The organism is Actinomadura hibisca NBRC 15177, assembly GCF_001552635.1.
GTDB lineage: Bacteria > Actinomycetota > Actinomycetes > Streptosporangiales > Streptosporangiaceae > Spirillospora > Spirillospora hibisca.
In genome coordinates this window covers 128,208-149,621 of sequence record NZ_BCRO01000001.1, presented here as the reverse complement: position 1 = coordinate 149,621, position 21,414 = coordinate 128,208, and the positions used below count along the sequence as shown (strand labels likewise).

General features: G+C 71.0%; 22 protein-coding genes. 16 read left to right on the top strand and 6 right to left on the bottom strand.

All coding sequences use genetic code 11. From position 1 onward, the window contains the following. The first annotated feature begins 196 nt into the window (after positions 1-196). Both AH6_RS00715 and AH6_RS00710 read left to right on the top strand, forming a co-directional pair. On the top strand, positions 197-1,468 hold the full coding sequence (locus AH6_RS00715; protein WP_067471666.1) for an MFS transporter: 1,272 nt from the start codon (positions 197-199) through the stop codon (positions 1,466-1,468). Between the two features lie 59 nt (positions 1,469-1,527). Further along, positions 1,528-2,220, top strand: a complete 693-nt coding sequence (locus AH6_RS00710) for an alpha/beta fold hydrolase (protein ID WP_067471664.1) — start codon at positions 1,528-1,530, stop codon at positions 2,218-2,220. Between the two features lie 54 nt (positions 2,221-2,274). Here AH6_RS00710 and AH6_RS00705 read toward each other — a convergent pair whose 3' ends face one another. Together AH6_RS00705 and AH6_RS00700 are read right to left on the bottom strand one after the other, a co-directional pair. Next, positions 2,275-3,510 carry an MFS transporter gene (locus tag AH6_RS00705; protein ID WP_067471661.1) on the bottom strand — a complete coding sequence of 412 codons (1,236 nt, stop codon included), beginning with the start codon at positions 3,508-3,510 and terminating at the stop codon, positions 2,275-2,277. Continuing rightward, complete coding sequence (locus AH6_RS00700) at positions 3,510-4,907, bottom strand: GH1 family beta-glucosidase (RefSeq protein WP_218005672.1); 1,398 nt, start codon at positions 4,905-4,907, stop codon at positions 3,510-3,512. Before AH6_RS00700 ends, AH6_RS00705 begins: the two co-directional genes overlap by 1 nt. A 334-nt stretch (positions 4,908-5,241) precedes the next feature. Between AH6_RS00700 and AH6_RS45180 the strand changes: the two genes are divergently transcribed. Continuing rightward, positions 5,242-6,579: a proprotein convertase P-domain-containing protein gene (locus tag AH6_RS45180; RefSeq protein WP_218005667.1), complete on the top strand. Its 1,338-nt coding sequence runs from the start codon at positions 5,242-5,244 to the stop codon at positions 6,577-6,579. A gap of 26 nt (positions 6,580-6,605) precedes the next feature. After that, positions 6,606-7,640 carry a helix-turn-helix domain-containing protein gene (locus AH6_RS00685; RefSeq protein ID WP_174555062.1) on the top strand — a complete coding sequence of 345 codons (1,035 nt, stop codon included), beginning with the start codon at positions 6,606-6,608 and terminating at the stop codon, positions 7,638-7,640. 55 nt (positions 7,641-7,695) lie between these two features. Here the strand turns inward: AH6_RS00685 and AH6_RS00680 are convergent, their stop codons facing one another. Then, positions 7,696-9,057, bottom strand: a complete 1,362-nt coding sequence (locus AH6_RS00680) for a M28 family peptidase (protein WP_067471649.1) — start codon at positions 9,055-9,057, stop codon at positions 7,696-7,698. Positions 9,058-9,352: 295 nt separating this feature from the next. Here AH6_RS00680 and AH6_RS00675 point away from each other — a divergent pair, with 295 nt between their 5' ends. The 5 genes from AH6_RS00675 (at position 9,353) to AH6_RS00655 (ending at position 14,733) form a co-directional block, all read left to right on the top strand. Further along, positions 9,353-10,195, top strand: coding sequence for an ABC transporter ATP-binding protein (locus AH6_RS00675; RefSeq protein ID WP_083982084.1), 843 nt, complete (start codon positions 9,353-9,355; stop codon positions 10,193-10,195). A gap of 86 nt (positions 10,196-10,281) precedes the next feature. Beyond that, positions 10,282-10,863: a TetR/AcrR family transcriptional regulator gene (locus AH6_RS00670; protein ID WP_067471642.1), complete on the top strand. Its 582-nt coding sequence runs from the start codon at positions 10,282-10,284 to the stop codon at positions 10,861-10,863. Between the two features lie 164 nt (positions 10,864-11,027). Beyond that, complete coding sequence (locus AH6_RS00665) at positions 11,028-12,521, top strand: RtcB family protein (protein ID WP_083982083.1); 1,494 nt, start codon at positions 11,028-11,030, stop codon at positions 12,519-12,521. Between the two features lie 77 nt (positions 12,522-12,598). Continuing rightward, positions 12,599-13,780 carry an acyl-CoA dehydrogenase family protein gene (locus AH6_RS00660; RefSeq protein WP_067471639.1) on the top strand — a complete coding sequence of 394 codons (1,182 nt, stop codon included), beginning with the start codon at positions 12,599-12,601 and terminating at the stop codon, positions 13,778-13,780. Between the two features lie 77 nt (positions 13,781-13,857). Continuing rightward, on the top strand, positions 13,858-14,733 hold the full coding sequence (locus tag AH6_RS00655; protein WP_067471636.1) for a DUF5753 domain-containing protein: 876 nt from the start codon (positions 13,858-13,860) through the stop codon (positions 14,731-14,733). Here AH6_RS00655 and AH6_RS45175 read toward each other — a convergent pair. Further along, positions 14,730-15,512, bottom strand: coding sequence for a DUF6879 family protein (locus tag AH6_RS45175; RefSeq protein WP_218005666.1), 783 nt, complete (start codon positions 15,510-15,512; stop codon positions 14,730-14,732). The two genes, AH6_RS00655 and AH6_RS45175, sit on opposite strands and share 4 nt — an antisense overlap. A 149-nt stretch (positions 15,513-15,661) precedes the next feature. On the opposite strand from AH6_RS45175, the gene AH6_RS00645 reads away from it, so the two are divergent. The 3 genes from AH6_RS00645 (at position 15,662) to AH6_RS00635 (ending at position 17,189) form a co-directional block, all read left to right on the top strand. Then, positions 15,662-15,850, top strand: coding sequence for a hypothetical protein (locus AH6_RS00645; RefSeq protein ID WP_067471977.1), 189 nt, complete (start codon positions 15,662-15,664; stop codon positions 15,848-15,850). A 125-nt stretch (positions 15,851-15,975) separates the two neighbouring features. After that, positions 15,976-16,425 carry a glycine-rich domain-containing protein gene (locus tag AH6_RS00640; RefSeq protein WP_067471633.1) on the top strand — a complete coding sequence of 150 codons (450 nt, stop codon included), beginning with the start codon at positions 15,976-15,978 and terminating at the stop codon, positions 16,423-16,425. A 14-nt stretch (positions 16,426-16,439) separates the two neighbouring features. After that, a complete protein-coding gene (locus AH6_RS00635) occupies positions 16,440-17,189 on the top strand; it encodes a protein kinase family protein (RefSeq protein ID WP_067471623.1) in 750 nt (249 codons plus the stop codon). A 126-nt stretch (positions 17,190-17,315) separates the two neighbouring features. On the opposite strand, the gene AH6_RS00630 is transcribed toward AH6_RS00635, so the two are convergent. Then, positions 17,316-17,597: a hypothetical protein gene (locus AH6_RS00630; protein ID WP_067471620.1), complete on the bottom strand. Its 282-nt coding sequence runs from the start codon at positions 17,595-17,597 to the stop codon at positions 17,316-17,318. After that, positions 17,594-17,962, bottom strand: a complete 369-nt coding sequence (locus AH6_RS00625; RefSeq protein WP_169807779.1) for an ATP-binding protein — start codon at positions 17,960-17,962, stop codon at positions 17,594-17,596. Before AH6_RS00625 ends, AH6_RS00630 begins: the two co-directional genes overlap by 4 nt. Positions 17,963-18,158: 196 nt before the next feature. On the opposite strand from AH6_RS00625, the gene AH6_RS00620 reads away from it, so the two are divergent. The 4 genes from AH6_RS00620 to AH6_RS00610 all read left to right on the top strand — a co-directional run bounded on the left by AH6_RS00620 (position 18,159) and on the right by AH6_RS00610 (position 21,412). Next, on the top strand, positions 18,159-18,953 hold the full coding sequence (locus AH6_RS00620; protein WP_083982082.1) for a helix-turn-helix domain-containing protein: 795 nt from the start codon (positions 18,159-18,161) through the stop codon (positions 18,951-18,953). Continuing rightward, entirely contained in the window at positions 18,944-19,129 is a 186-nt protein-coding gene (locus tag AH6_RS41930) for a DUF397 domain-containing protein (RefSeq protein WP_083982081.1), read from the top strand. Before AH6_RS00620 ends, AH6_RS41930 begins: the two co-directional genes overlap by 10 nt. Positions 19,130-19,416: 287 nt before the next feature. After that, complete coding sequence (locus AH6_RS00615) at positions 19,417-20,736, top strand: MFS transporter (protein ID WP_245679102.1); 1,320 nt, start codon at positions 19,417-19,419, stop codon at positions 20,734-20,736. A gap of 10 nt (positions 20,737-20,746) precedes the next feature. After that, the gene (locus AH6_RS00610) at positions 20,747-21,412 is read left to right on the top strand and encodes a response regulator transcription factor (RefSeq protein WP_067471611.1); all 666 of its coding nucleotides are present in this window, start codon (positions 20,747-20,749) and stop codon (positions 21,410-21,412) included. Positions 21,413-21,414: the final 2 nt, after the last annotated feature.

The following is a 21,414-nucleotide window of genomic DNA, read 5'->3' as shown; positions in this document are numbered from 1 at the left end:
CAGTCTTCCGCAGGGTCGGCCTTGGCAGTGTCCGAAAGGTAGTGCTATACAAAGTTTATACGTATAAGTGATACGTATCACCGGCCACCCCCGGGTGCCTCGTCCGTCCTTCGAGGAGTCACACCATGCCGACCACCGACGTGCCGACCACCGACGTGCCGACCACCGGCACCCGCCCCACCACCCGGACCCTCCGATGACCGCCGGTACCGCGCCCGCCGCCGCTCCCGTGACGCCCGCGGGCCGTCGCGGGCAGCGGGGCCTGATGCCGCTGCTGCTGACCGGGAACCTGCTGCTGTTCTCGGTCTACGGCGGGGTGGCGAGCATCCTGCTGCCGCTCCAGGTGCAGGAGATCGACGCCGCGAACAAGGTCGCCAACCTCGGCCTGGTCACCGGCGTCGGCGCGGTCTTCGCCACGCTGCTCAATCCGATCGGCGGCGCGCTGTCGGACCGCAGCCGCTCCCGGTTCGGCCGCCGCAACCCGTTCCTGCTCGGCGGCGCGGTGCTCGCGCTGGCGTTCCTGGCCTTCCTGGGCTCGGCCGACACGATCGCGATGCTGATCGTGGGCTGGTGCCTGGCCCAGGGCATGGGCAACGTCTACCAGGCCGCGGTGACCGCGATCATCCCCGACCGGGTGCCCGAGCGGCGGCGCGGCGTGGCCTCGGCCATGATGGGCGCGGGCATGCAGCTCGGCCTGCTGCTCGGCGTCCTGGTCGCCGGGCGGTTCACCGGCGCGATCCAGCTCGGCTACGTCACGCTGGGCGCGCTGCTGGTCGCCGCCGCCGTGGCGCTGGTGACCCTGAGCCACGATCCGCGCCCGGACGAGCTGCCGCAGGACGCGGCGGCGAGCCGGACGTCGCTGGCCAAGGACCTGACGTCGTTCCTGTCGGCGCTCCGGCACCGCGACTTCATGTGGGTGTTCGTGGGCCGCGCCCTGATCATCCTCGGCTACTTCAGCGTCGTCGGCTACCTGCTGTACATGCTGGAGGACCACATCGGCCTGCCCGCCGGGCTCAAGGGCGCCGACGCGGTGGCGCTGCTGATGGCCGTCACCTGCCTGGTCTCGGTGGTCTCCACGGTGATCGGCGGGCCGCTGTCGGACCGGCTGGGGCGGCGCAAGGCGTTCGTGTTCGTCTCCAGCGTCGGCACCGCCGGGGCGATGCTGCTGCCGCTGTTGTGGCCGACCTGGCCCATGATGATCGTCTTCATGGCGGTCGGCGGGTTGTTCTTCGGCGTCTACATGGCCGTGGACACCGTCATGGTGACCATGGTGCTGCCCGCCCAGGAGGACGCCGCCCGCGACATGGGCGTGCTGAACATCGCCAACGCCGGGCCGCAGATCGTCGCCCCGTTCGTGGCGTCGGTGATCATCAGCCATCTGGGCGGCTACTCGTCCCTGTACCTGTTCGCAGCCGTGCTGTCCCTGCTGGGAGCGCTGGCGATCCTGCCGGTCAAGAGCGTGCGCTAGCGAACGCCCCCCCCGTGAACGAAGTAACGGAAACCCCTCGCAAGGAAGTGACCCCACCTATGAAGCTCAAGATCCACCAGCTCGGCGACGGCGACCGGACCGCCGTTTTGATCCACGGCATCATGTCGTCGGCCGGGACGTGGGGCCGGGTGGCCCCGCTGCTGGCCGCGCGCGGCTACCGCGTCCTGCTGCCGGACCTGCGCGGCCACGGCGACAGCCCGTACGCCGACCGGTACGGGCCCGAGCTGTTCGCCGCCGACCTGGTGGAGTCCCTGCCCACCGGCGCCGACGTGATCATCGGGCACTCGCTGGGCGGGTTGTCGTTGTCGCTGGCGGTCGGGGACCTGCGCCCGGCCCGCGCCGTCTACAGCGACCCGGCCTGGAAGATCGGCGGCGGGGCGACGGCCGAGTTGCAGCAGTTCGTGAAGTTCACGAAGGTGGCGACCGCTGACCAGATCCGGCAGATGTCGCCCAAGTGGAGCGACGAGGACGTGGCGGCGGAACTGGCCGACTTCGCGCGGTGGGACGTCCACGCCGCCGACTGGCTCGGCGAGGCCGAGGACCGTTTCCCGGACGCGCCGGTCGTGCCGTCGCTGGTCCTGGGTGCCGACGACAAGCGGCTGCTGCCGGACGACGTGGTGGCGGACCTGCGGGCCAAGGGGTTCGAGGTGAAGGTGCTGCCGGAGACCGGCCACGTGATCCACCGCGACGACCTGGACGGTTTCATGGCCGCGCTCGACGGCTGGGTCTGACCGTTACGCGGAGGGCTGCGGCGAACCGGGGCCGCCGCAGCCCTCCGCAACGGATCAGGGCACCGACCGGATGCGCCGCACCAGCACCGTCCCGGCCAGCGCGAACAGCGCCGCGACCACGTACAACGTCGCGTAGCCGCCCACCCCGGCCACGATGGGCGCGGCGATCGCGGGCGCGATCACCTGCGGCAACGACGCGGCGATGTTGATGACGCCGAGGTCCTTGCCCCGGTCGGCGGCGGCCGGGAGCACGTCGGTCATCAGCGCGAAGTCCGCCGAGGTGAAGACGCCGAAGCCGACGCCCAGCACCAGCGCCGCCACGATCGCGCCGGGCCAGGTCTGCCAGACCGCCAGCAGGGCGGTCGCGGCCGTCATGACGTAGCCCGACCAGACCACGAAGGGGAGGCGGCGGCCGATCCGGTCCGACCACGCGCCCGCCACCACCACGCTGGCCAGCAGCGTGACGGCGTTCAGCGCGGTCAGGATGAGCACGCCGGTCTCCGCGCCGTCGCCGTAGTGCACCGCGTCCTGGAGGTAGTACAGCAGGTACATCATCACGATGGCGTTGCTGAGCTGCATCAGGAAGCGGGTCAGCCACGCCCAGCCGAAGTCGGGGTGGCGGCGCGGGTCGATCCAGAAGCCCGCCAGGAACGCCTTCCAGGCGAACGGCGGCCGTTCGGCGAGCCGCGCGTCGCGCCGCGCCAGCAGGAACGGCACGACCGCCACCAGCATGAACGCCGCGCACGCCAGGTAGCCCGCCGCCAGGCCGCCCGCCACGGTGCCGAGCGCCGTGCCCGCCAGCACGCCGCCGATCTGCGCGACGCCGAGCCAGCCGCCGACCACCCCGCGCTGCCGCCAGGGCACCTGGTCGGGGACGGCGGCGGTCAGCGCGGCGTAGGAGGCGTTCAGCGCGACCTGCACCAGGCACCAGCCCGCGATCATGACGGGGACGCTCGGCGCGACGGCCAGCACCGCGAGCCCGGCGACGCCGCCGAGCACGCCGAGCAGCACCCAGGGCGCGCGCATGCCGTGCCGGGAGGTGGTGCGGTCGGAGATCGCGCCGAAGACGGGGTTGGCGACCAGGGAGAACACCGCGCCGATCCCCGTCGTCCACGCCAGCGTGGTGGCCTTGTGGCCGGGGTTCAGGTCCTCGGCCTGGAGCGCCAGCAGCACCTGGAGCGGGCCGAACCAGCCCGCCCACACGCCCAGGTTGGCCAGGGTGAGGGCGCCGACCCAGCGGCCGGGCGCCCGCTCCCCCGCCTCCGGGACGCCCGCCGTCACGGCGGTCATCAGCCGGTCTGCCGGGACGCCGCGATCATGTCGCGGTACCAGTGGTAGGAGTCCTTGGGCGTGCGCTTCAGGGTCGCGTAGTCCACGTGGACCAGGCCGAAGCGCTGCCGGTGGCCCTCGGCCCACTCGAAGTTGTCCATCAGCGACCAGACGAAGTAGCCGCGCACGTCCACCCCGGCGTCGATCGCCTCGCGCAGCGCGCGCAGGTGGCCGTCCAGGAACTCGACGCGGCGGGTGTCGGCGACGCGGCCGGAGGCGTCGGGGCCGTCGCCGTAGGAGCAGCCGTTCTCGGTGATGTGGATCGGCGGGAGGTCCGCGCCGTAGCGCTTCTTGAGCGTCACGAGGACCTCGCGCAGGCCGTCGGGCACGACCGGCCAGTCGAAGTCGGTGCGCGGCGGGCCCTCGATCTCCCGGATGCCGAACGGCAGGTCGTCGGGCAGCTCGATGCCGCCGAAGGCGTCCTGGCCGGACGGGTCGGGCGCGCCGACCAGCGTCGGGTTGTAGTAGTTGACGCCGTACCAGTCCAGCGGCGCGGAGATGACCTTGAGGTCGTCGGCGACGGGGCCAGGCATGGCCTCGGCGAGGCCCTCGGGGTAGCGGCCGGTGAGGATGGGGTCGGAGAACAGCCAGTTCATGAGGGTGTCGTAGAGGTCGGCGCCCATGCGCGCGGCGTCGTCGTCCCCGGCGGTCCACACCGGCGTGTGCGAGGCGGCGAGGCCGACGTTGTCCGCGCCCGCCGCACGCAGCGCCTGGACGGCCTTGCCGTGCGCGAGCAGCAGATGGTGCGCGACCGGCAGCGCGTCGAACATCAGCGTCTTGCCGGGGGCGTGCTCACCGAGCGCGTGGCCGAGCAGGGTCAGCTCGGCGGGCTCGTTGATGGTGATCCACATCGGCACGCGGTCGCCCAGCCGCTCGGCCACGACGGCGGCGTACTCGGCGAACCGGTCGGCGGTGTCGCGCGACTGCCAGCCGCCCGCCTCCTCCAGGGCCTGCGGGGTGTCCCAGTGGAACAGGGTGGGCGCGGGCTTGACGCCGTTGGCGCACAGCTCGTCCACCAGGCGGTCGTAGAAGTCCAGGCCCGCCTGGTTGACGGGGCCGGAGCCGGTGGGCTGCACGCGGGTCCAGGCGATCGAGAAGCGGTAGGCGTCCACGCCGAGGTCCGCCAGCAGCGCGACGTCCTCGCGGTAGCGGTCGTAGTGGCCGGTGGCGGTGGTGGCGTCGGAGCCGTCGCGGACCGCGCCGGGGCGGGCGGTGAACACGTCCCAGGCGGAGACGCCCCGGCCGTCGCGGTCGGTGGCGCCCTCGATCTGGAAGGCGGAGGTGGAGGTGCCCCACACGAAGCCGGGCGGGAACGGGGGAAGGGCCACGGGTGCCTCTCTTCTGCCACGACGAAACATGAACAAGTTTCGTGAATTTATCCCGCGGCGTGGCGGCCGAACAAGGAAACGCGCGAGGTTTCTCGGCGCGGGCGGACTTTCTGAAGATTCAGTCGCGGCAGGCGGCCACCCGCGCCCGCTCCCGGCACTGCCCCTCCCCCGGGCCGCCGACCAGCGGCTAAACCTCTCCGGCCGCATCCAGCCAAACCGAATTTCCAGTCTTTAGCGCCCGGCATCCAAGGTTTGCCCGGCCGCCGCCTCCGCCGCCTTGATCCCCTCCCGTCTCCGGCGCACGCTGCTGCGCGGCGGCACCGCCGGGGGCAGGCCGCCGTCCCCCGACCCAAGGAGCGAGACGATGAACCGACGGACGCGGGCCGTCCCGGTGGCCCTCGGCGCGGCGCTGGCCGCCGCCGCGACACTGCCCGCCCTCACCCTCCAATCCCCTGCCGCCCTCGCGGCCCCCGCCCCCGACCTCGGCCAGGCCGTGCACACCGCGATGCAAGACCGGCTCGCCCCGCGCGCCACAGGCTCCTACGGCGTGGCGGCCGGTACGGCGCTGCGGACGCTGATCGAGGCGCAGCGCTGGTCGTCCGACCGGGCCTGGGCGTTCGGCAGCGGCGCGTTCCAGATCCCGAAGGGCGTGGAGACCGCGCCGGTGACCGCGCTGTTCGTGGCGCGTCTGGAGGGCCGGACCTGGCGCGTCGGCCTCCAGGGCACGCCGGAGTTCGCGGCGCTCGCGCACTCCGCGCCGTCCTCGGTGGTGCACGACGGCGAGCGCGGCCCGTTCGCGCGGACCGCCGCCGCCAAGGCCCCGGCGGCGCTGGCGGCCGACACCGGCCTGTCGTTGCCGTGGCGGCAGGGCACCGGCTGGGGCCACTGGGGCGTGCACGGCAACAGCGGCCAGTCCCGCCCCTACAACTCCATCGACTTCTTCGGCGGCGACGGCAACGTGCTGGCCGCCCGCGCCGGGACCATGTACCGGCACTGCACCAACGGCGGCCGCTGGCCCTACATCACCGTGATGCACGACAACGGGTACACCACCGGCTACTACCACCTGCGCGACGCCACCACCAAGGCCAGCGGCAGCGCCGTCAAGCTCGGCGAGTACCTGGGCCGCATCGCCGAGGAGCTGCCCTGCGGCGGGTCGGCCAACGGCGACCACACGCACTGGACGTTGTGGAGCGGCGACGGCAACACCCCCGTGCCGGTGCAGGGCAAGACGATCGGCGGCTGGACCTGGTACGAGGGCGCGTCGGCCTACACCGGCTACGCGCAGCGCGGCACCACCCGCATCTACCGCGACGCCTGCTGCAACCTGATCAACTACGGCGGTGGTGGTGACCCAGGCAAGGTCTTCGAGAACACCGCCAACGTCAACGTCCCCGATCAGGGCACCGTCGAGTCGTCCATCACGGTGTCCGGCATGACGGGGAACGCGCCCAGGGCGCTGAGCGTGTTCCAGGACGTGCACCACACCTGGCGCGGCGACCTGCGGATCGACCTCGTCGGGCCGAGCGGCCGCACCTACCGGCTGCGCGAGCCGGACGCCGACGACGACGGCGACGTCATCCACGAGACCGACACCGTGGACGCCTCCGCCGAGCCCGCCAACGGTGTCTGGAAGCTGCGCGTCACCGACACCAGCGTCAACGACTCCGGCTACATCGACGCCTGGAGCCTGACCTTCTGACGCACCGGCCGACCTACCGGCCGATCGTGCCGGTACCGGCGGCCGCGCCCTCGACGGGGTGCGCGGCCGCCGGTACCTTCGTGATCACCGGCCGTCAGGAGGTCCCGCCGATGGCGTCCACCGAACGCGCGCCCCGCCCCGGCGACACCGCCCCTCCCCCGCTCCCCCCTCCGCCGGGCGACGCGTTCGCCGAGGCGCTGCGCGCCGCCATCCGCGCCCGCGGCCTCAGCCTGGAGCGGCTGCACGCCCGGCTGGACGAGCGCGGCATCAGCGTCAGCCTGGCCAGCCTCAGCAACTGGCAGCGCGGCCGCTGCCGCCCCGAGCGCACCCGCTCACTGCACGCCGTGCGGGCGCTGGAACAGATTCTGGGCCTGCCGCCGGGTTCGCTGGTGGCGCTGCTCGGCCCGCCCCGGCCGCGCGGCCGCTGGGTGCGGCACGTGCCCGGCGCGCTGCCCTACCGCGAGGTGTGCGAGGTGCACGGCAGCGTGGACCGGCTGCTCGCCCAGATCGGCGACCCCGGCGACGGCGGGCTGGACTGGCTGAGCTGCCACGAACGTTTCCAGGTCGGGGCCGATCGCCGGGAGGTCGGGGTGCACACCCGGCTGGTGTTGCGCGCGCGGGCCGACGGGGTGGACCGGCACGTCGCGCTGCACCACAACGAGCGCGGGCTGCTGCCGGACGTGCGGCGCGGCGCGTTCTGCCGCCTGGGACGGGTGCGCGCCGACCCCGGCGAGGGCGTGACGGCGGTGGAGTTGCTGTTCGACCGGCCGCTGGCGCGCGGCGAGACGTGCGTGGTCGAGTACGAGTTCGGCTACCGCGACGGCGGCCCGCTGTCCACCTACTACCAGCGGTGGTTCCGGTTCCCGGCGCACGAGTACCTGCTCCAGGTGCACTTCGACCCGGCGGCGCTGCCCACCCGCTGCTACCGCGAGTGGCAGCCGAACGTGGCCACGCCGCCCGCCACCGTGGCGGAACTGCGGCTCAGCGGCTGGGACACCGTGCACCTGGCCGAGGTGGAGGTGCGGCCGGGCGTGCACGGCATCCGCTGGGAATGGGACTAGCCGGACGGGCCGGGCCCGCGCCGTCAAACAACGGCGCGAGCCCCACCACAGCCGGTCACTTGTGGCGCGCGACCTCGTAGAGGGCGCAGCCGATCAGTTCCAGCGACACCTGGAGCCGCTGGAGGCTGATGTTGTTCGCGATGGTGTCCTCGGGCGTGTGGTAGACGGGTTCGAGCTGGCTGGGGGCCTCGCCGCCGCGCCAGCTGAAGTTGCCCGCCGCGATGCCGCGCTCGAAGAACGCCTCGTGGTCGCTGGAGCCGCGCGCGACCGGGCCCTTGGTCTGGCCGGTGTAGCCGAGCCGCTCGGCGGCGGCGGTGACGGCGGCGGTGGTGGTGTTGACCGCGCCGTCCACCGACAACAACCAGTAGGTGCCCGCCGGGGGGTGGCTGGTGGCGACCATGTCGTTCTGGAAGCAGCCGCTGATCCGTGCGGCCGCCGCGTCGTCGAGCTGCTTGACGTAGTGGCGGGCGCCGACCAGGCCGAGTTCCTCCGCGCCCCACAGGCAGATGCGCAGGTCCTGCTGGGTGGGCAGGCGGCGCAGCACGCGGGCCAGCTCCAGGCACAACACGGTGCCGCTGCCGTCGTCGTTGCCGCCGGGCGAGCCGGGCACGCTGTCGTAGTGCGCGCTGACGATGACGGCCTTGCGGCCGGGGTTGGGCAGCGTCGCCTTGCGCTCGGCCAGGACGTTGTAGGAGGTCAGGTTGGTGTGCTTGGTGACCTTCACCGACAGCCGCTTGACGCCCTTGCGGAGCTCCGCGCCGTGGTACTCGGCGAGGCCCAGCACCGGCACGCCGACGCTCTCGGTCAGCACGGGCACGAAGGAGGCGGCCTTGCGCTCGGGGTAGGTGGTGGACCGCACGTTGACGATCATGACGAGGGCCGCGCCGTGCTCGGCGGCGGCCTTGGCCTGCGCGGTCTCCTGGCCGGTGACGCGGGTGAACAGCGCGATCCGGCCGCCGAGGTCGGTCGTGACGGTGGTGGCGTCGCCCAGGTCCACGATGTCGGCCTTGACCGCGCCGGTGCCGCCCTGCAACGAGGCGGCGCTCTGCCAGTGCAGGTTGTCGCGGCCCCACATCTCGGCCAGCACCTTGTCGGGGACGGGGAACGGCTGGAGCTGCACCTTGTAGCCCAGGTTGCGCAGTTCGCGCTGGATGTACCAGGCGGCGCGGTGCTCGGCGTCGGTGCCGGCGATGCGCCAGCCGATCTCGTCGCTGAGCACCTTCAGGTGGCGCAGCGCGCGGCGCGCGTCGACCCGGGCGACCACGGCCTTGTCGCCGGGGGTCAGGGACGGGGCGCGGAGCGCGCCGGGGCGCTGCCGGGTCGCGGCGGCGGCGGTGCCGGGCAGCAGGCCGACGGTGGCGAAGCCGGCGAGCGCGGCGGCCCCGGCCAGCAGATCACGGCGTTTGACCTCGGACATGCGTCTCCTCGGGGAGTCGGGCAGCCGGCCGGTCCGGCCCCGGCCCGGATCGCGGGCCCGGGGTCGACGCCGACCGCTGCGAGGGGTCTGGGAAAACGCCCTTTCGCCGCGAACCTATGAAATGCCCCATATACCCACAAGATCAGGCATCGTCGCGCAACCGAAACGTGATCAGCGGCCGGGCGGGCGGGGCGGTGTCGTTGCCCGGCGCGGGAGGCGTCAGTAGGGTGGGGCGGCGTCAGTGATCTACATCACATGAGCTGCGTCACATCGCGCACCGGAAGGCGGGTGGGCCATGTCCGGTAGGGAGGCCGCCCTGACGGGGCTGCGGGCGGCAGGGTCGCAGGCGTCAGATGTGCAGGCGGCAGGGCTGCGGGCGTCCGGCGTGACGGTCCGCTTCGGCGGCGTCACCGCCGTGGACGGCGCGGCGCTGGTCGCGCCCCCGGCCACCGTCACCGGACTGGTCGGCCCCGCCGGGGCGGGCAAGACGACGCTGTGCGACGTGATCTGCGGGCTGCGCCGCCCGGTCGGCGGCACGGTGCGGCTGGACGGGACGGACCTGACCGGCGTCCCGGCCCGGCGGCGGGCCCGGGGCGGGGTGGCCCGCACCTTCCACGAGCCGTCGCTGTACGGGGCGCTGACGGTGCGCGACAACGTGCGGATCGCCGCCGAGCTGCACGCCATGACCGGGCCCGTCGCGGGCCGGACAGCGCGCGACCGGTGGCGGCGACGCCGGGCCGCGCGGCGGCTCGCGGGCACGGTCGCCGACCGGCTGCTGACCCGCGTCGGGATCGCGGGGTACGCCGCCGACCGGGCCAAGACGGTCCCGCCGGGCGTGGCCAGGCTGGCGGAACTCGCGCGAGCACTGGCGTCGGAACCGCGCCTGCTGCTGCTCGACGGGCCGTGGCGCGGCCTGCCCGAGCCGGCCGCGCGCTCACTGGAAGTGCTGCTGCGGGACCTGGCCGCCGAGGGGCTGGCGATCTTGCTGGCCGAAGACGACCTGGAGACCGTCATCGGCGTGTGCGACGTGCTGTACGCGCTGGACGCCGGACGCGTGATCGCCTCCGGGCCGCCCGCCGAGGTGCGCGCCGACCCGCGCGTGCGGGCCGCCTACGGGCGGGCGACGACGGCACGCTGACCCGGGCGCGCCGATACCTGCGCGTCAACACCGGCGCGCCGACACCGGCGGGCACCGATATCTGAAGGGCGCTGATAATGATGGGCATGGACACCCCGCAGCGCCCGGTGCGCGAAGCCCTGCTCAACGCGGCGGCGGAACTGCTGGTCGAACGCGGTTACCGGGCGGTCCGCATGCAGGACGTCGCCGAGGCCGCGGGCGTGTCGCGGCAGACCCTCTACAACGAGTTCGGCGACAAGTGGGGCCTGGCGCAGGCGGTGGTGCTGCGCGACAACGAGCGCTACCTCGACGGCATCGACCAGGCGTTGTCGCAACACCGCGACCTGCGCTCGGCGGTGGAGGCGGCGGTGCTGTTCACGCTGGAGCTGTCGGCCGACGACCCACTGAAGAAGACGGTGCTGACCGGCGCGGGCGGCGAGGAGATGTTGCCGCTGCTGACGACCCAGGCCCAGCCGGTGCTGTTCACCGCCAGCGAGCGCATCCTCGACCACGCGCTCGCGCGGTGGCCGCACCTGGACCGGGAGCGGCTGGCCGAGGTCGCCGACGCGGCGGTGCGGCTGACGATGAGCCACCTGGTGCTGCCCGGCGGGCCGCCCGAGCACGTGGCGCGGTTCATCGCGCGGATGGTGACGCGCTACCTGGAGCCGTCCGTCCCGAAAACCAGGTGACCCGGCGGCCTCACCCCCACTACGCTCGAACCTCACCTCGCGGCTGCTGAACCGGAGGTCGCGGCCGGGCCGATCGCCCGCCGCACCACGCCCGGCCCCGACCGGGTCCTTTCCCCTGCGCGTTTTCGCGCGCCCCTCAGCAGCCCGAAGGATCTTCACGCATCATGCGCGCCCGCCAAGACCACCGTCTCGTCCGCGTCGACGACCACTGGCTCCGTCTGCCCAACCCCTGGGACATCCCCGTCGAGGTGTGCGCGGGGCCCGACGTCCCCCTCGAACCCGCCGCCGTGGACGAGGTCCTCACCCTGCTGGAGACCGCCGACACGCTGGAGCGCCTGTCGCGGGGCGGCCCGCCCGCCCGCATCACCCGCGTCGCGCTCACCCCCGACTTCCACAAGGGCGCGGGCATCCCGATCGGCACCGTCATCGAGACCGAGCACGCCCTGCTCCCCCAGGCCGTGGGCAACGACGTCAACTGCGGGATGCGGCTGGAGGTCACCTCGCTGCGCGCCGACCGCGTCCGGGCGGGTCTGGACGGCCTCGAACGGCGGCTCCGGCACCTGTTCTTCGAGGGCGGACGACGGATCGCGCTCACCCCCGCCCAGCGCGAAGGGCTGCTGCGCGACGGCCTGCCGGGTCTGCTGCTCACCGGCGACACGCCCTGGCAGGGGCTCGCACCAACTGACGTGAACGACGCCGTCGATCGTGTCCACTCCTCGGGGTTCTCCGTCGGCAGCGCCGAGGCGTTCGCGGGCTGGATCGGCAGCGCCGGGGGCGCGAGCCATGACAGCGTGATCGGCGGGATAGGCGGCGGCAACCACTTCGCCGAGTTGCAGTACGTCACGGCCGTGCACGACGCCGCCGCGGCGCACGCCTGGGGCCTGACGCCCGGCACCGTCGTGCTGATGACGCACAGCGGCTCGTTGTCGCTGGGCCACCAGGCCAACGGCACGGCCGTGGACCTGCTGCGCGCGGGCTGGCCCGCCGGGACGCCGCACCCGCGCAACGGGATCATGCCGTTCCTGCTGGACGAGCGGTCCGAACAGGCGCGGCGGCGTTACCTGGACGCGTTCGGCAACGCCGCCAACTTCGCGCTCGGCAACCGTTTCTTCCTGGCGCTGACGATGCGGGCCGGGCTGGCGGCCGAATACGGCGAGTTGTCGTCGCGCCTGCTGTACGACGCGCCGCACAACCTGTTCTGGCAGGACGGCGACCGTGTGGTGCACCGCAAGGGCGCGACGCCCGCGGGCGGCCACGCCGAGATGGCAGACGGCCCGTACGGGATGTGGGGCGAACCGGTCATCGTGCCGGGCTCGATGGGCGCGGCGAGCTTCGTGCTGCGCGGGCACGGCGAGCCCCGGACGTTGGCCAGCGCGTGCCACGGGGCGGGCCGCCGGGTGCCGCGCGGCGCGTCGGCGCGCGGGAACGACGCCGAGCTGGACGCGTTCCTGCGCGAGTTCCGGGTGGTCACGCCGCTGGACCACCGCGACCCGGTGACGGCCCGGCGCGCGGACGTCATGGCGGCATGGCGGCGCGACCTGAAGCAGGAGGCGCCGTGGGCCTACAAGGACATCGGCCCGGTGGTTGAGGGCCTGAACGCGGGCGGGGTGGCCACACCGGTGGCGGAGCTACGCCCGCTGCTGACGGTGAAGGGCTGACCCGGGGACACCGCGTCAGTGCTCACTTACAGCATCGGCTACCGTGGTCCCCGAACGACGTTCTGGAGGAGGCGCGAGTGGACTTCGACCTGCCCGAGACCGCGATCGCGGTGCGCGAGGGCGTGCAGGCGATCGCCCGGAAGTACGACCAGGGCTACTGGGACCGGTGCGACGCCGAGAAGCGCTGGCCCGAGGAGGTCTGGCGGGAGCTGGTCCAGGGCGGCTGGCACAGCCTGGCGATCCCCGAGGAGTACGGCGGCGCGGGCCAGGGCCTGCTGGAGCTGGCGGTGGCGCTGGAGAGCCTGGCGGCCGGGGGCGCGGGCGGGGCGGCGTCGTTCCTGTACCTGCTGACCCCGGCGTTCGGCGGCCTGACGATCGCGCGGCACGGCACCGAGGAACAGAAAGGCGAGTTCCTGCCCGCGATCGCCGCCGGGGAACTGGAGACCGCCTTCGCGATCACCGAGCCCGACGCGGGCAGCAACGCCGTGAACATCACCACCCACGCGCGCCGCGACGGCGACCACTACGTGGTGACCGGCCAGAAGATCTGGATCTCCGGCGTGGAGCGCGCCGACTTCCTGGTGCTGGTGACGCGCACGATCCCGGCGGCCGAGGCGAAGCCCCGCACGAACGGCTTCACGGTGCTGCTGGTGGACGTCAAGCAGGCCGTGGCCGACGGCACGCTGACCTTCCAGCCGATCCCCAAGCTGGGCACCAACACCGTGGCGTCCAACATGGTGTTCCTGGACCAGGTACGCGTCCCCGCCGACCGGGTGCTGGGCGAGGTCGACCAGGGCTTCGCGGTGTTGTGGGACATCCTCAACCCCGAACGCATCCTGGCGGCGGCGAGCGGCGTCGGCTTCGGCGAACTGGTCCTGGAGATCGCCTGCGACTACGCCCGCGACCGCGCGCCGTTCGGCAGGCCGATCGGCGCGAACCAGGCCGTCGCCTTCCCGCTGGCCAAGGTCAAGGCCCAAGTAGAGCTGGCCCGCCTGATGACCTACAAGGCGGCCTGGTTGTGGGACCGGGGCCGCCCGTGCGGCTCGGAGGCCAACATCGCCAAACTGACCGCCGCCGACGCGGCCTGGCAGGCCGCCGACCGCGCCTTCCAGACCCACGGCGGCATGGCGTACTCGCTGGAGTACCCGGTGGCCCGCATGTTCCGCGACGCCCGCATAGCGAAGAACATCCCCGTCGCCGAGGAACTGGTCCTGGCCCACATAGCCCAACACGAACTGGGCCTGCCGAAGTCCTATTAGCGGGACACCTCAACCAGGTGTCAAAGCCGGTCAATCCAGCGAGCGGCAACGGCGGCGAGACGGGATGATGTCGGATCATGCCCGCCTCGCCGTCGTCGTCCGCGCAGGCCGCCCGACAGCGCCTCGGGAGGAAGCTCCGCGAGATGCGGGAAGCCGCGCGGATCAAGCCGATGCCCTTCGCGAGGGAGGCCGGTTGGGCCGACTCCTCCTTGGTCACGGCCGTTGAGCTCGGACGACGCACGATCACTGAGCATCACGTCCGCGTCTGGTGCCGGATCTGCCGGGCGTCGGACGTCCAGACCGAGGCGTTCCTTGCCGAGCGATCCGCCGTCGCCGGAATGTGGCTCGCCAACCAGCAGCTGATCCGAGGCGGCCTGAAGAGGGCCCAGGAAGAGGAGCAGGAGAAGTACGCCCAGGCGCGCATGATGCGCTTCTACGCCACGAAGGGTGTCCCCGGACTCCTCCAGACCGAGGGGTACGCGACGCACGCCCTTCGTTCCATCCGCATGGAACTGCGGGTGGAACATGACGACGTGGCTGAGGCGGTCACCGAACGAATGGCACGCAATGCGGCGATTCGCCGAGCTGGTCGGTTTCTGTTCGTCCTGGAAGAGGACGTTCTTTGGCATCGGACGGTTCCCCTGGACGTCCACCGGGAGCAGCTTCACCGACTCCGCGAGGCGATGCGCTGGCCATCGGTGTCACTTGGCGTCATCCCTCGCACCGCCGACCGTTCGGTGAACGGTTTCGGAGTCTGGCCGGACGAGTCGTTCCTGATCACCGATGCGCGGCTGGTCAATGTCGAACTGGTGTCCGGCTACCTCTCGTTGACGCAGCCGGACGAAGTGGACTTCTACGTGCGCGCGTGGGATCGCCTGTTCGCGCTGGCGGTGTTCGGCGATCCCGTGGCGCGGATGATCGAATCGGCCTTGGCCGGACTGGGACGGGCCTAACGGGCCGGCCTGTACTCCTCATGCGGCGTCGCGCGGTTCCAGACCTGATCGAACGCCGCCACGACAGGGCCGACCTTGAGGGGGTCGCTGACGAACTCGTACTCCCGGAGGCTGCTGCCGTCTCCCGCGTTGAAATTGAACGCGACGAGCCGCGAGTCGATCACGTAGAAGTCCGCCGTCGGGGTCAGCAGGTCGTAACCGTCCCGCCGGGACAACCAGCGGACCTGTTCTCCCGCCTCCACGTTGAAGTCGGTCAGCGCGTGTTCCCACGCGATGTAGTCGGAATGCGGTTCGCTGACGATGCGGGCGCGGCGCATCTGGACGCCCCTGCCGACCAGTTCGCCGACGAACGTCATCCAGTCGACCATGAGCTCTCGCATGGCCTCGGGCGAGGCGGTCCGGCCGTTGGCCTTCCACTCCTCGAAGGCCGGTTCGGTCCCGTACTCGTCACGCTGCTCAAGGTGGATCACGCTGTGTTTCGCGCCCTTGATGAGATCAACGAGCGCGGCCCTGCCGTGGCCGACGCGTCCGGCCTCGTAGTTGCCCGTCGCGGCTTCCGCAAGGGTGGGGGCGAGGCGGAGGGGCTGCCAGACGATCGCCTCGTCCGCGCCCAGCGGCGAGTCCTTGGCGAGCCGCGCGAGGATCAGCGGATCGGTCACCAGCTTGCCCTGCTGGTAGAACCCGCCGGTCTCCGGGTCGGGGTCGATGAACACGGCTGGGCATTCGAGGTCTTTGGAGTCGGGGTCTGCGCCGACGAAATGGATCTCTTGCTCGCTCACGGGAGTCTCCAGGGCTCAGACTGCGCAGGACGCCTCTGCGACCATCACTCCCGCCCTGCCTCCGGGTCAAGACTCGCGCACGATTCGGAGGTGTCAAAGAGTGTCGATTCTCTGGCTCCGGCCCACCACCGGTTTCTACCTTCGTGGTCATGGAAGTGACGTGGAGGTTCTGGAACAGCGACGACGGCTCGCACTACGCGACGCGCCTGGGCTTTCTCACTGACGCCCAGATTGACGGCGGCCTGGCGATGACGCTTGCCGCCGACTCCCGCGAGGAACTCGACGCGGCGATCACCGAGCAGATGCTGTTGCAGCAGAGGCTCGGCGGAACGCTGTGAGCGCGTTCGCGTGGGCCGCGCTGCTGATCGGCTGGGGGTGGCCCAAGCACACCGAGCCCCACCACCGCCGACGCCACTGAGCCTCCTGGGACTTCCTTCCCTCCCGACCCGCAGAAGGAGAGCACGTGACCGTCACCGCTGAACGGACGGGCCCGGCCCTGGCCACCGACCCGCGAGACCTGGTGTCCCCCGACCTGTTCGACCGGCTCACCGCGAGCATCGTCAAGGACCACGGCGTCACCCCCGAGTACGCCGAACGGATCATGCGCCAGGCGCTGGTGTTCCTGGTCGCCAGCATCGACCGGCCGCGCCTGTCCCCGACCAAGGCCGTGGACATCGGCTGGCACACCTTCATCCTCCACACCGCCGACTACGCCGCCTTCTGCGACCGGATCGCGGACGGCTTCATCCACCACAACCCCATCTGCACGGACGACATCCGCAGCGGTGCGGCTCTGGCCCGCACCATGGAGGCCCTGGAATCGACCGGGTACCCGGTGGACCGGGAGCTGTGGACCGTCGATGACGTGGCCGAGTGCAACCAGTGCCACGCCACCTGCTACAACTCCCCGTGACCTAGGGTCCCACCATGGACGAGCTCCCCGAAGCGGCCCGCACGATCGTTCACCGACGTTGCGGAGACCTGCGAGCCGTCGAAGCGGTGCCGGTCGGACAGTCCGCGTTCAAGTTCGTCCTGACCACTGAGCTGGGCCGGGTGTTCCTCAAAGGGACAACCGGCCCACGGGCCGCCATCGAAGCCCGCGTACAGCCGCACCTACCGCCGATCGCGCCTCGACTCCTCTGGCACGAGGAGACCGGAGACCTTCACCTGCTCGCCTTCGAGCACATCGAAGGCCGGTATCCCGACCTCCGACTGGCCTCCCCGGATCTCGCTCTGATCGCCGACGCCTTGGGCAGGCTGTCCTTCTGCCAAGTGCCAGACCTACCAGTACTCCCCGCAGAGCGCAGGTTCGGCCCGCTTACCGACCCGGCAAGCGCCGCCCTGCTCACCGGCCGCGCCCTGGTCCACACCGACCCGGTCAAGGAGAACTTCCTCATCCACGACGGCCGGGTGACCATCGTGGATTGGGCCTGGCCCACCTTCGGCGCGGCATGGCTTGACACCCTGTCGATGGCCGTCCGGCTCATCGAAGCCGGACACAGCCTCGACCAAGCCCACCAGTGGGCCGGCCAGATCCCCGCCTGGCACGACGCCACCCCTGACGCCCTGGCCGCCTACGCCACCGTCCGAGCCGCAGTCGCCCGCCGCAACGGAAACCCGATCGAACGGACGTGGAACCTCTTCCTCGGCGGGCTGGCCCAAAGCTCTGGGGCCTAAACCCAATCCAAGATCATCATCCGGCGTGGCGGCTCGGCTCCACCAGCCCGCCCAAGTCCTGCCGACCGGACCCCCCAAGGACGAGCAAAGCCGTCTTCTCCGCGAGACCTGCGCAGTCGTCCATGATCAGAACTCCCCACGGGTCTGCCAGGCGTGTTGCCGCTCGACTCCCAACGCCTCGATGAGGGTGGTCTCGGCCAACGTGGCGGCCTCGGCCAACGCGTTGGCCCTGGCGATCTGCCGCGCCTTCTGCGGGTCGTCGGCAGGCAGTTCGCAGGCGTCGGCCTTGGCCTGGTCCGCCATCGCGTAGAGGCGGGCGGGCAGGGCCGTCATGGTTCCCACTGCCCGACGCGCGGCGCGCGAACGGAACAGCAGCAGGAACACCGGAAAGGCATGGGTCTTGATCATGCTTGTTCCCTTTCCAGAATCGCGTAGACGATCTTGCCGCCCTGCACCAGCGGAACATAGCCGAGGGTCCGCGACATCAGCTCGACCATGGCCAGACCACGGCCGGACTCGTGCATGCTTTCGAGACGGCCGGCGATCGGGGCGGCGTTGGAGCCGTCCCACACTTCGATCACCGGACCTTGGTCGCTGAGATAGAAGCGAATGATGATCGCTTCGCACCGGCCGCCATTTGAGCCGTGGACCACGGCATTGGTCGCCAGCTCGCTGATGATCGCCTGGCAGGTGTCGGGGTCGGCGTCGTAGGTGTCGCTGTGCGCCGCGATGAATGATCGCGCTCGACCGACCGACTCCGGCGAAGCTCGCAACAATAGCGATGAGACGCCGCTGACGGGGCGTGGCCTAGCCGCTGTGATCATGTCCGCTGCCTTGTGTTGGTGACTCACGGTCTATGTCATGTGACGCGCTTACATGAAGGCACGCAGCGGCGTACGGTTACAGGGAAGCGGTTCGGTGCAAGGACGTTAGTTCCCGTTACTTCCCCCGTGGTTCCGGAGGGTTCCCATGGCAACGCGTAGACGTGCACCCGAGCTGAAAGCGTTCGGCTCGGACGTGACGCGGTACCGTGAAGCGGCTGGTTTCACGCTGACGGAGTTGGCGCGCAAGGTCGCCGTGAGTCGGAGTTACATTGGCCAAGTAGAGTCGGGCACCACGCGTTGCCGGGAAGACTTCGCACGGCGCGTGGACGAGGCACTGAACGCTCAAGGTGAAATTGTCAAGTCATGGACTAAACTGATCCGGGGAACGAAGTACCCTCGCTACTTCGTGGACTTCTCCAAAGTCGAAGGCACCGCCGTACAGCTACGCGCCTACGAGACGCATAACGTGTACGGGCTGTTCCAGACGAAGAACTACATGAGCACGCTACTCAGCAAACGCGAAGATATAGACTCCCGAATGTCTCGCCAGGAGCGCGTCCTCAACGACACCAGTGATACCGCGCCAAAAGTGTACGTCGTCTTAGAAGAGAGCATCCTCTACCGGGAGATCGGCAGCCCCGAGACGATGCGGGAGCAGCTCGAATTCCTGCTGGAGATATCATTCAAGAAGAACATCTGCCTTCAAGTACTGCCAAGCCATGCGTTCGTTCCCGACGCTCGCGCATCGTTCACCATCGCCACCCAGGAGGACCGCAGAGAAGTCGTCTACGCAATCAAGGCGACCGGCGGCGAGACTTCCGATGATCCGGCTGACCTAGCGCGAGTCAACGACGCGTTCGCTATGCTGCAAGCGGAAGCGCTCAATGTGAAAGACACACGAGCGCTCATTAGAAAGGTGATTGAAGAACGATGGACTTGAGTAACATCACGTGGCGGAAGGCAACGCGCAGTAGTGCGGACGGCGATAACTGCGTGGAAGTAGCCGCTGCTTCCGGTACCGTTGCGATGCGAGACAGCAAGGACCCGAGCGGCCCCAAGCTGCTTGTGAACCGCACGGATTTCCGACGCTTCGCGGACACGATCAAGAGTCTCTGAACAAACAGGAAACCCCCGGCGCTCGGAGACGATTCCCAGCACCGGGGGTCTCTTGCGTTTTGCGATGTCGGCACTACTGACGCAGCGCACGCGGCAAGTGGCAGAGAAGGCGGCAGCAGGCGGTCCTGTGGCAGGCGCTTCCACACGCTGCCGCCCCTCCCCCCAACATCGGCCCGATGCCGTGTTTCCGTTGTGTTAGCCGCATGTTAGATAACCGTCCCCTCCCCTAGACGGTGACCCCGTTCACATAGAGGCTCCCACCTGCAACGACTCAGCAGGAGGTCCCCGTGACGACGGTTAGCAAGCCCGCGCGCACGCCCTGGAAGGCGGTGCTCGGCGGCTCGGTCGGCAACATGGTCGAGTGGTACGACTGGTTCGTCTACGCCAGCTTCGCCACCTACTTCGCCGCCTCGTTCTTCCCCAAGGGCAACCCCACCGCGCAACTGCTCAACACCGCGGGGATCTTCGCGGTCGGGTTCTTCATGCGGCCCATCGGCGGCTACCTGCTCGGGCGCTTCGCCGACCGGCGGGGACGCAAGGCCGCGCTCACCCTCACCGTGACGCTGATGTCGGGCAGCGCGCTGCTCATCGCCATCGCCCCCACCTACGAGTCGGTCGGGTACTTCGGCGCGGTCGTGCTGCTGGTGGCGCGGCTCATGCAGGGCATCTCGGTCGGCGGCGAGTACGCCGCCAGCGCCACCTACCTGACCGAGGCGACGCCGCCGGGCAAGCGCGGGTTCGCCTCCAGCTTCCAGTACGTGTCGATGACGGCGGGGCAACTGCTCGGCCTGGGGTTGCAGATCGTCCTCCAGCAGACGATGTCGGAGGAGGCGCTGAAGTCCTACGGCTGGCGCATCCCGTTCATCGTGGGCGCGCTCGCCGCCGCCGTGGTGTTCTACCTGCGGCGCTCGCTGATGGAGACCGAGGCGTACGACGAGGTCACTCAGGACGCGGAGGCCGAGCGCGGCACGCTGCGCGCGCTGCTGCGGCACCGTAAGGAGTTCGTGCTCGTCATCGCCCTGACGATGGGCGGCACGCTGGCCTACTACACCTACACGACCTACCTCACCAAGTACCTGTCCAACACCGCCGGGCTGCCCAAGACCACCGCGTCGGTGGTGAGCTTCTGCGCACTGTTCGCGTTCATGCTCATCCAGCCGCTGGCCGGGGCGCTGTCGGACCGCATCGGCCGCCGCCCGCTGCTGATCATGTTCGGGGTGGGCGCGACGTTCGGCACGGTGCCGCTGATGACGGCGCTGTCGCAGGTGGACGGGTTCGCGGGCGCGCTGGTGTTGTCGCTGGCCGGGCTGGTGATCGTGACCGGCTACACCTCGATCAACGCGGTGGTGAAGGCCGAGCTGTTCCCCACGCACGTGCGGGCGCTGGGCGTGGCGCTGCCGTACGCGATCGCCAACGCGCTGTTCGGCGGCACCGCCGAGTACGTGGCGCTGTGGTTCAAGAAGGGCGGCGTCGAGTCGGGCTTCTACTGGTACGTCGCCGGGTGCGCGGCGGTGTCGCTGGTGGTGTACCTGTTCATGCGCGAGACCAGGGACGCGGCGCTGACCGGCCGCGAGAAGGCGGCCGATCCGGTCCCGGCGCGCGTCTAACCTGGCGGCCATGCGCGTTCTGCTGGTCGAGGACGACGAGCGGCTGGCCGCCGCCCTCACCACGGCCCTGACCCGGCACGGCCACCAGGTCGTCCGGGCGGGGCTGGCGGTGGACGCCCTGCGCCTGGCGGGGGCCGCCGACTTCGTCCTGCTGGACCTCGGCCTCCCCGACCTGGACGGCCTGGAGGCGCTGCGGCGGCTGCGCCGGGTGTCGGCGGTCCCGGTCATCGTGGTGACCGCCCGCACCCAGGAGCGCGACGTGCTGCGCGGCCTGCGCTCGGGCGCCGACGACTACCTGGTCAAGCCGTTCCGCACCGCCGAGCTGATGGCGCGGATGGAGGCGGTGCAGCGGCGCGGCACCCGGCCGCTGCCGGTGCGCGACCAGGTCGTCGAGGTCGGCGACGTGCGCATCGACCTGGAGGCGCGGCAGGTCACCGTCGCCGGGACGCCGGTCGCGCTGACCCGCCGCGAGTTCGACGTGCTGGCGCTGCTGGCGCGCGAGCCCGGCGTGGTGCGGGGCCGCGAAGAGATCCTGGACGCGGTGTGGGGCGACCCGCTGCTGTCGGCGTCCCGATCGCTGGACGTGCACGTGGCGGGGCTGCGCGCCAAGACGGGACGGCCTGGCCTGGTCGAGACGCTACGCGGCACCGGCTACCGCCTCGGCGGCACCACGTGAGC

Coding starts and splice junctions, on each gene's coding strand:
- AH6_RS00715 (WP_067471666.1), top strand. CDS start 197: ATGACCGCCGGTACCGCGCCCGCCGCCGCTCCCGTGACGCCCGCGGGC.
- AH6_RS00710 (WP_067471664.1), top strand. CDS start 1,528: ATGAAGCTCAAGATCCACCAGCTCGGCGACGGCGACCGGACCGCCGTT.
- AH6_RS00705 (WP_067471661.1), bottom strand. CDS start 3,510: ATGACCGCCGTGACGGCGGGCGTCCCGGAGGCGGGGGAGCGGGCGCCC.
- AH6_RS00700 (WP_218005672.1), bottom strand. CDS start 4,907: ATGTTTCGTCGTGGCAGAAGAGAGGCACCCGTGGCCCTTCCCCCGTTC.
- AH6_RS45180 (WP_218005667.1), top strand. CDS start 5,242: ATGAACCGACGGACGCGGGCCGTCCCGGTGGCCCTCGGCGCGGCGCTG.
- AH6_RS00680 (WP_067471649.1), bottom strand. CDS start 9,057: ATGTCCGAGGTCAAACGCCGTGATCTGCTGGCCGGGGCCGCCGCGCTC.
- AH6_RS00675 (WP_083982084.1), top strand. CDS start 9,353: ATGTCCGGTAGGGAGGCCGCCCTGACGGGGCTGCGGGCGGCAGGGTCG.
- AH6_RS00670 (WP_067471642.1), top strand. CDS start 10,282: ATGGACACCCCGCAGCGCCCGGTGCGCGAAGCCCTGCTCAACGCGGCG.
- AH6_RS00665 (WP_083982083.1), top strand. CDS start 11,028: ATGCGCGCCCGCCAAGACCACCGTCTCGTCCGCGTCGACGACCACTGG.
- AH6_RS00655 (WP_067471636.1), top strand. CDS start 13,858: ATGCCCGCCTCGCCGTCGTCGTCCGCGCAGGCCGCCCGACAGCGCCTC.
- AH6_RS00645 (WP_067471977.1), top strand. CDS start 15,662: ATGGAAGTGACGTGGAGGTTCTGGAACAGCGACGACGGCTCGCACTAC.
- AH6_RS00635 (WP_067471623.1), top strand. CDS start 16,440: ATGGACGAGCTCCCCGAAGCGGCCCGCACGATCGTTCACCGACGTTGC.
- AH6_RS00630 (WP_067471620.1), bottom strand. CDS start 17,597: ATGATCAAGACCCATGCCTTTCCGGTGTTCCTGCTGCTGTTCCGTTCG.
- AH6_RS00620 (WP_083982082.1), top strand. CDS start 18,159: ATGGCAACGCGTAGACGTGCACCCGAGCTGAAAGCGTTCGGCTCGGAC.
- AH6_RS41930 (WP_083982081.1), top strand. CDS start 18,944: ATGGACTTGAGTAACATCACGTGGCGGAAGGCAACGCGCAGTAGTGCG.
- AH6_RS00610 (WP_067471611.1), top strand. CDS start 20,747: ATGCGCGTTCTGCTGGTCGAGGACGACGAGCGGCTGGCCGCCGCCCTC.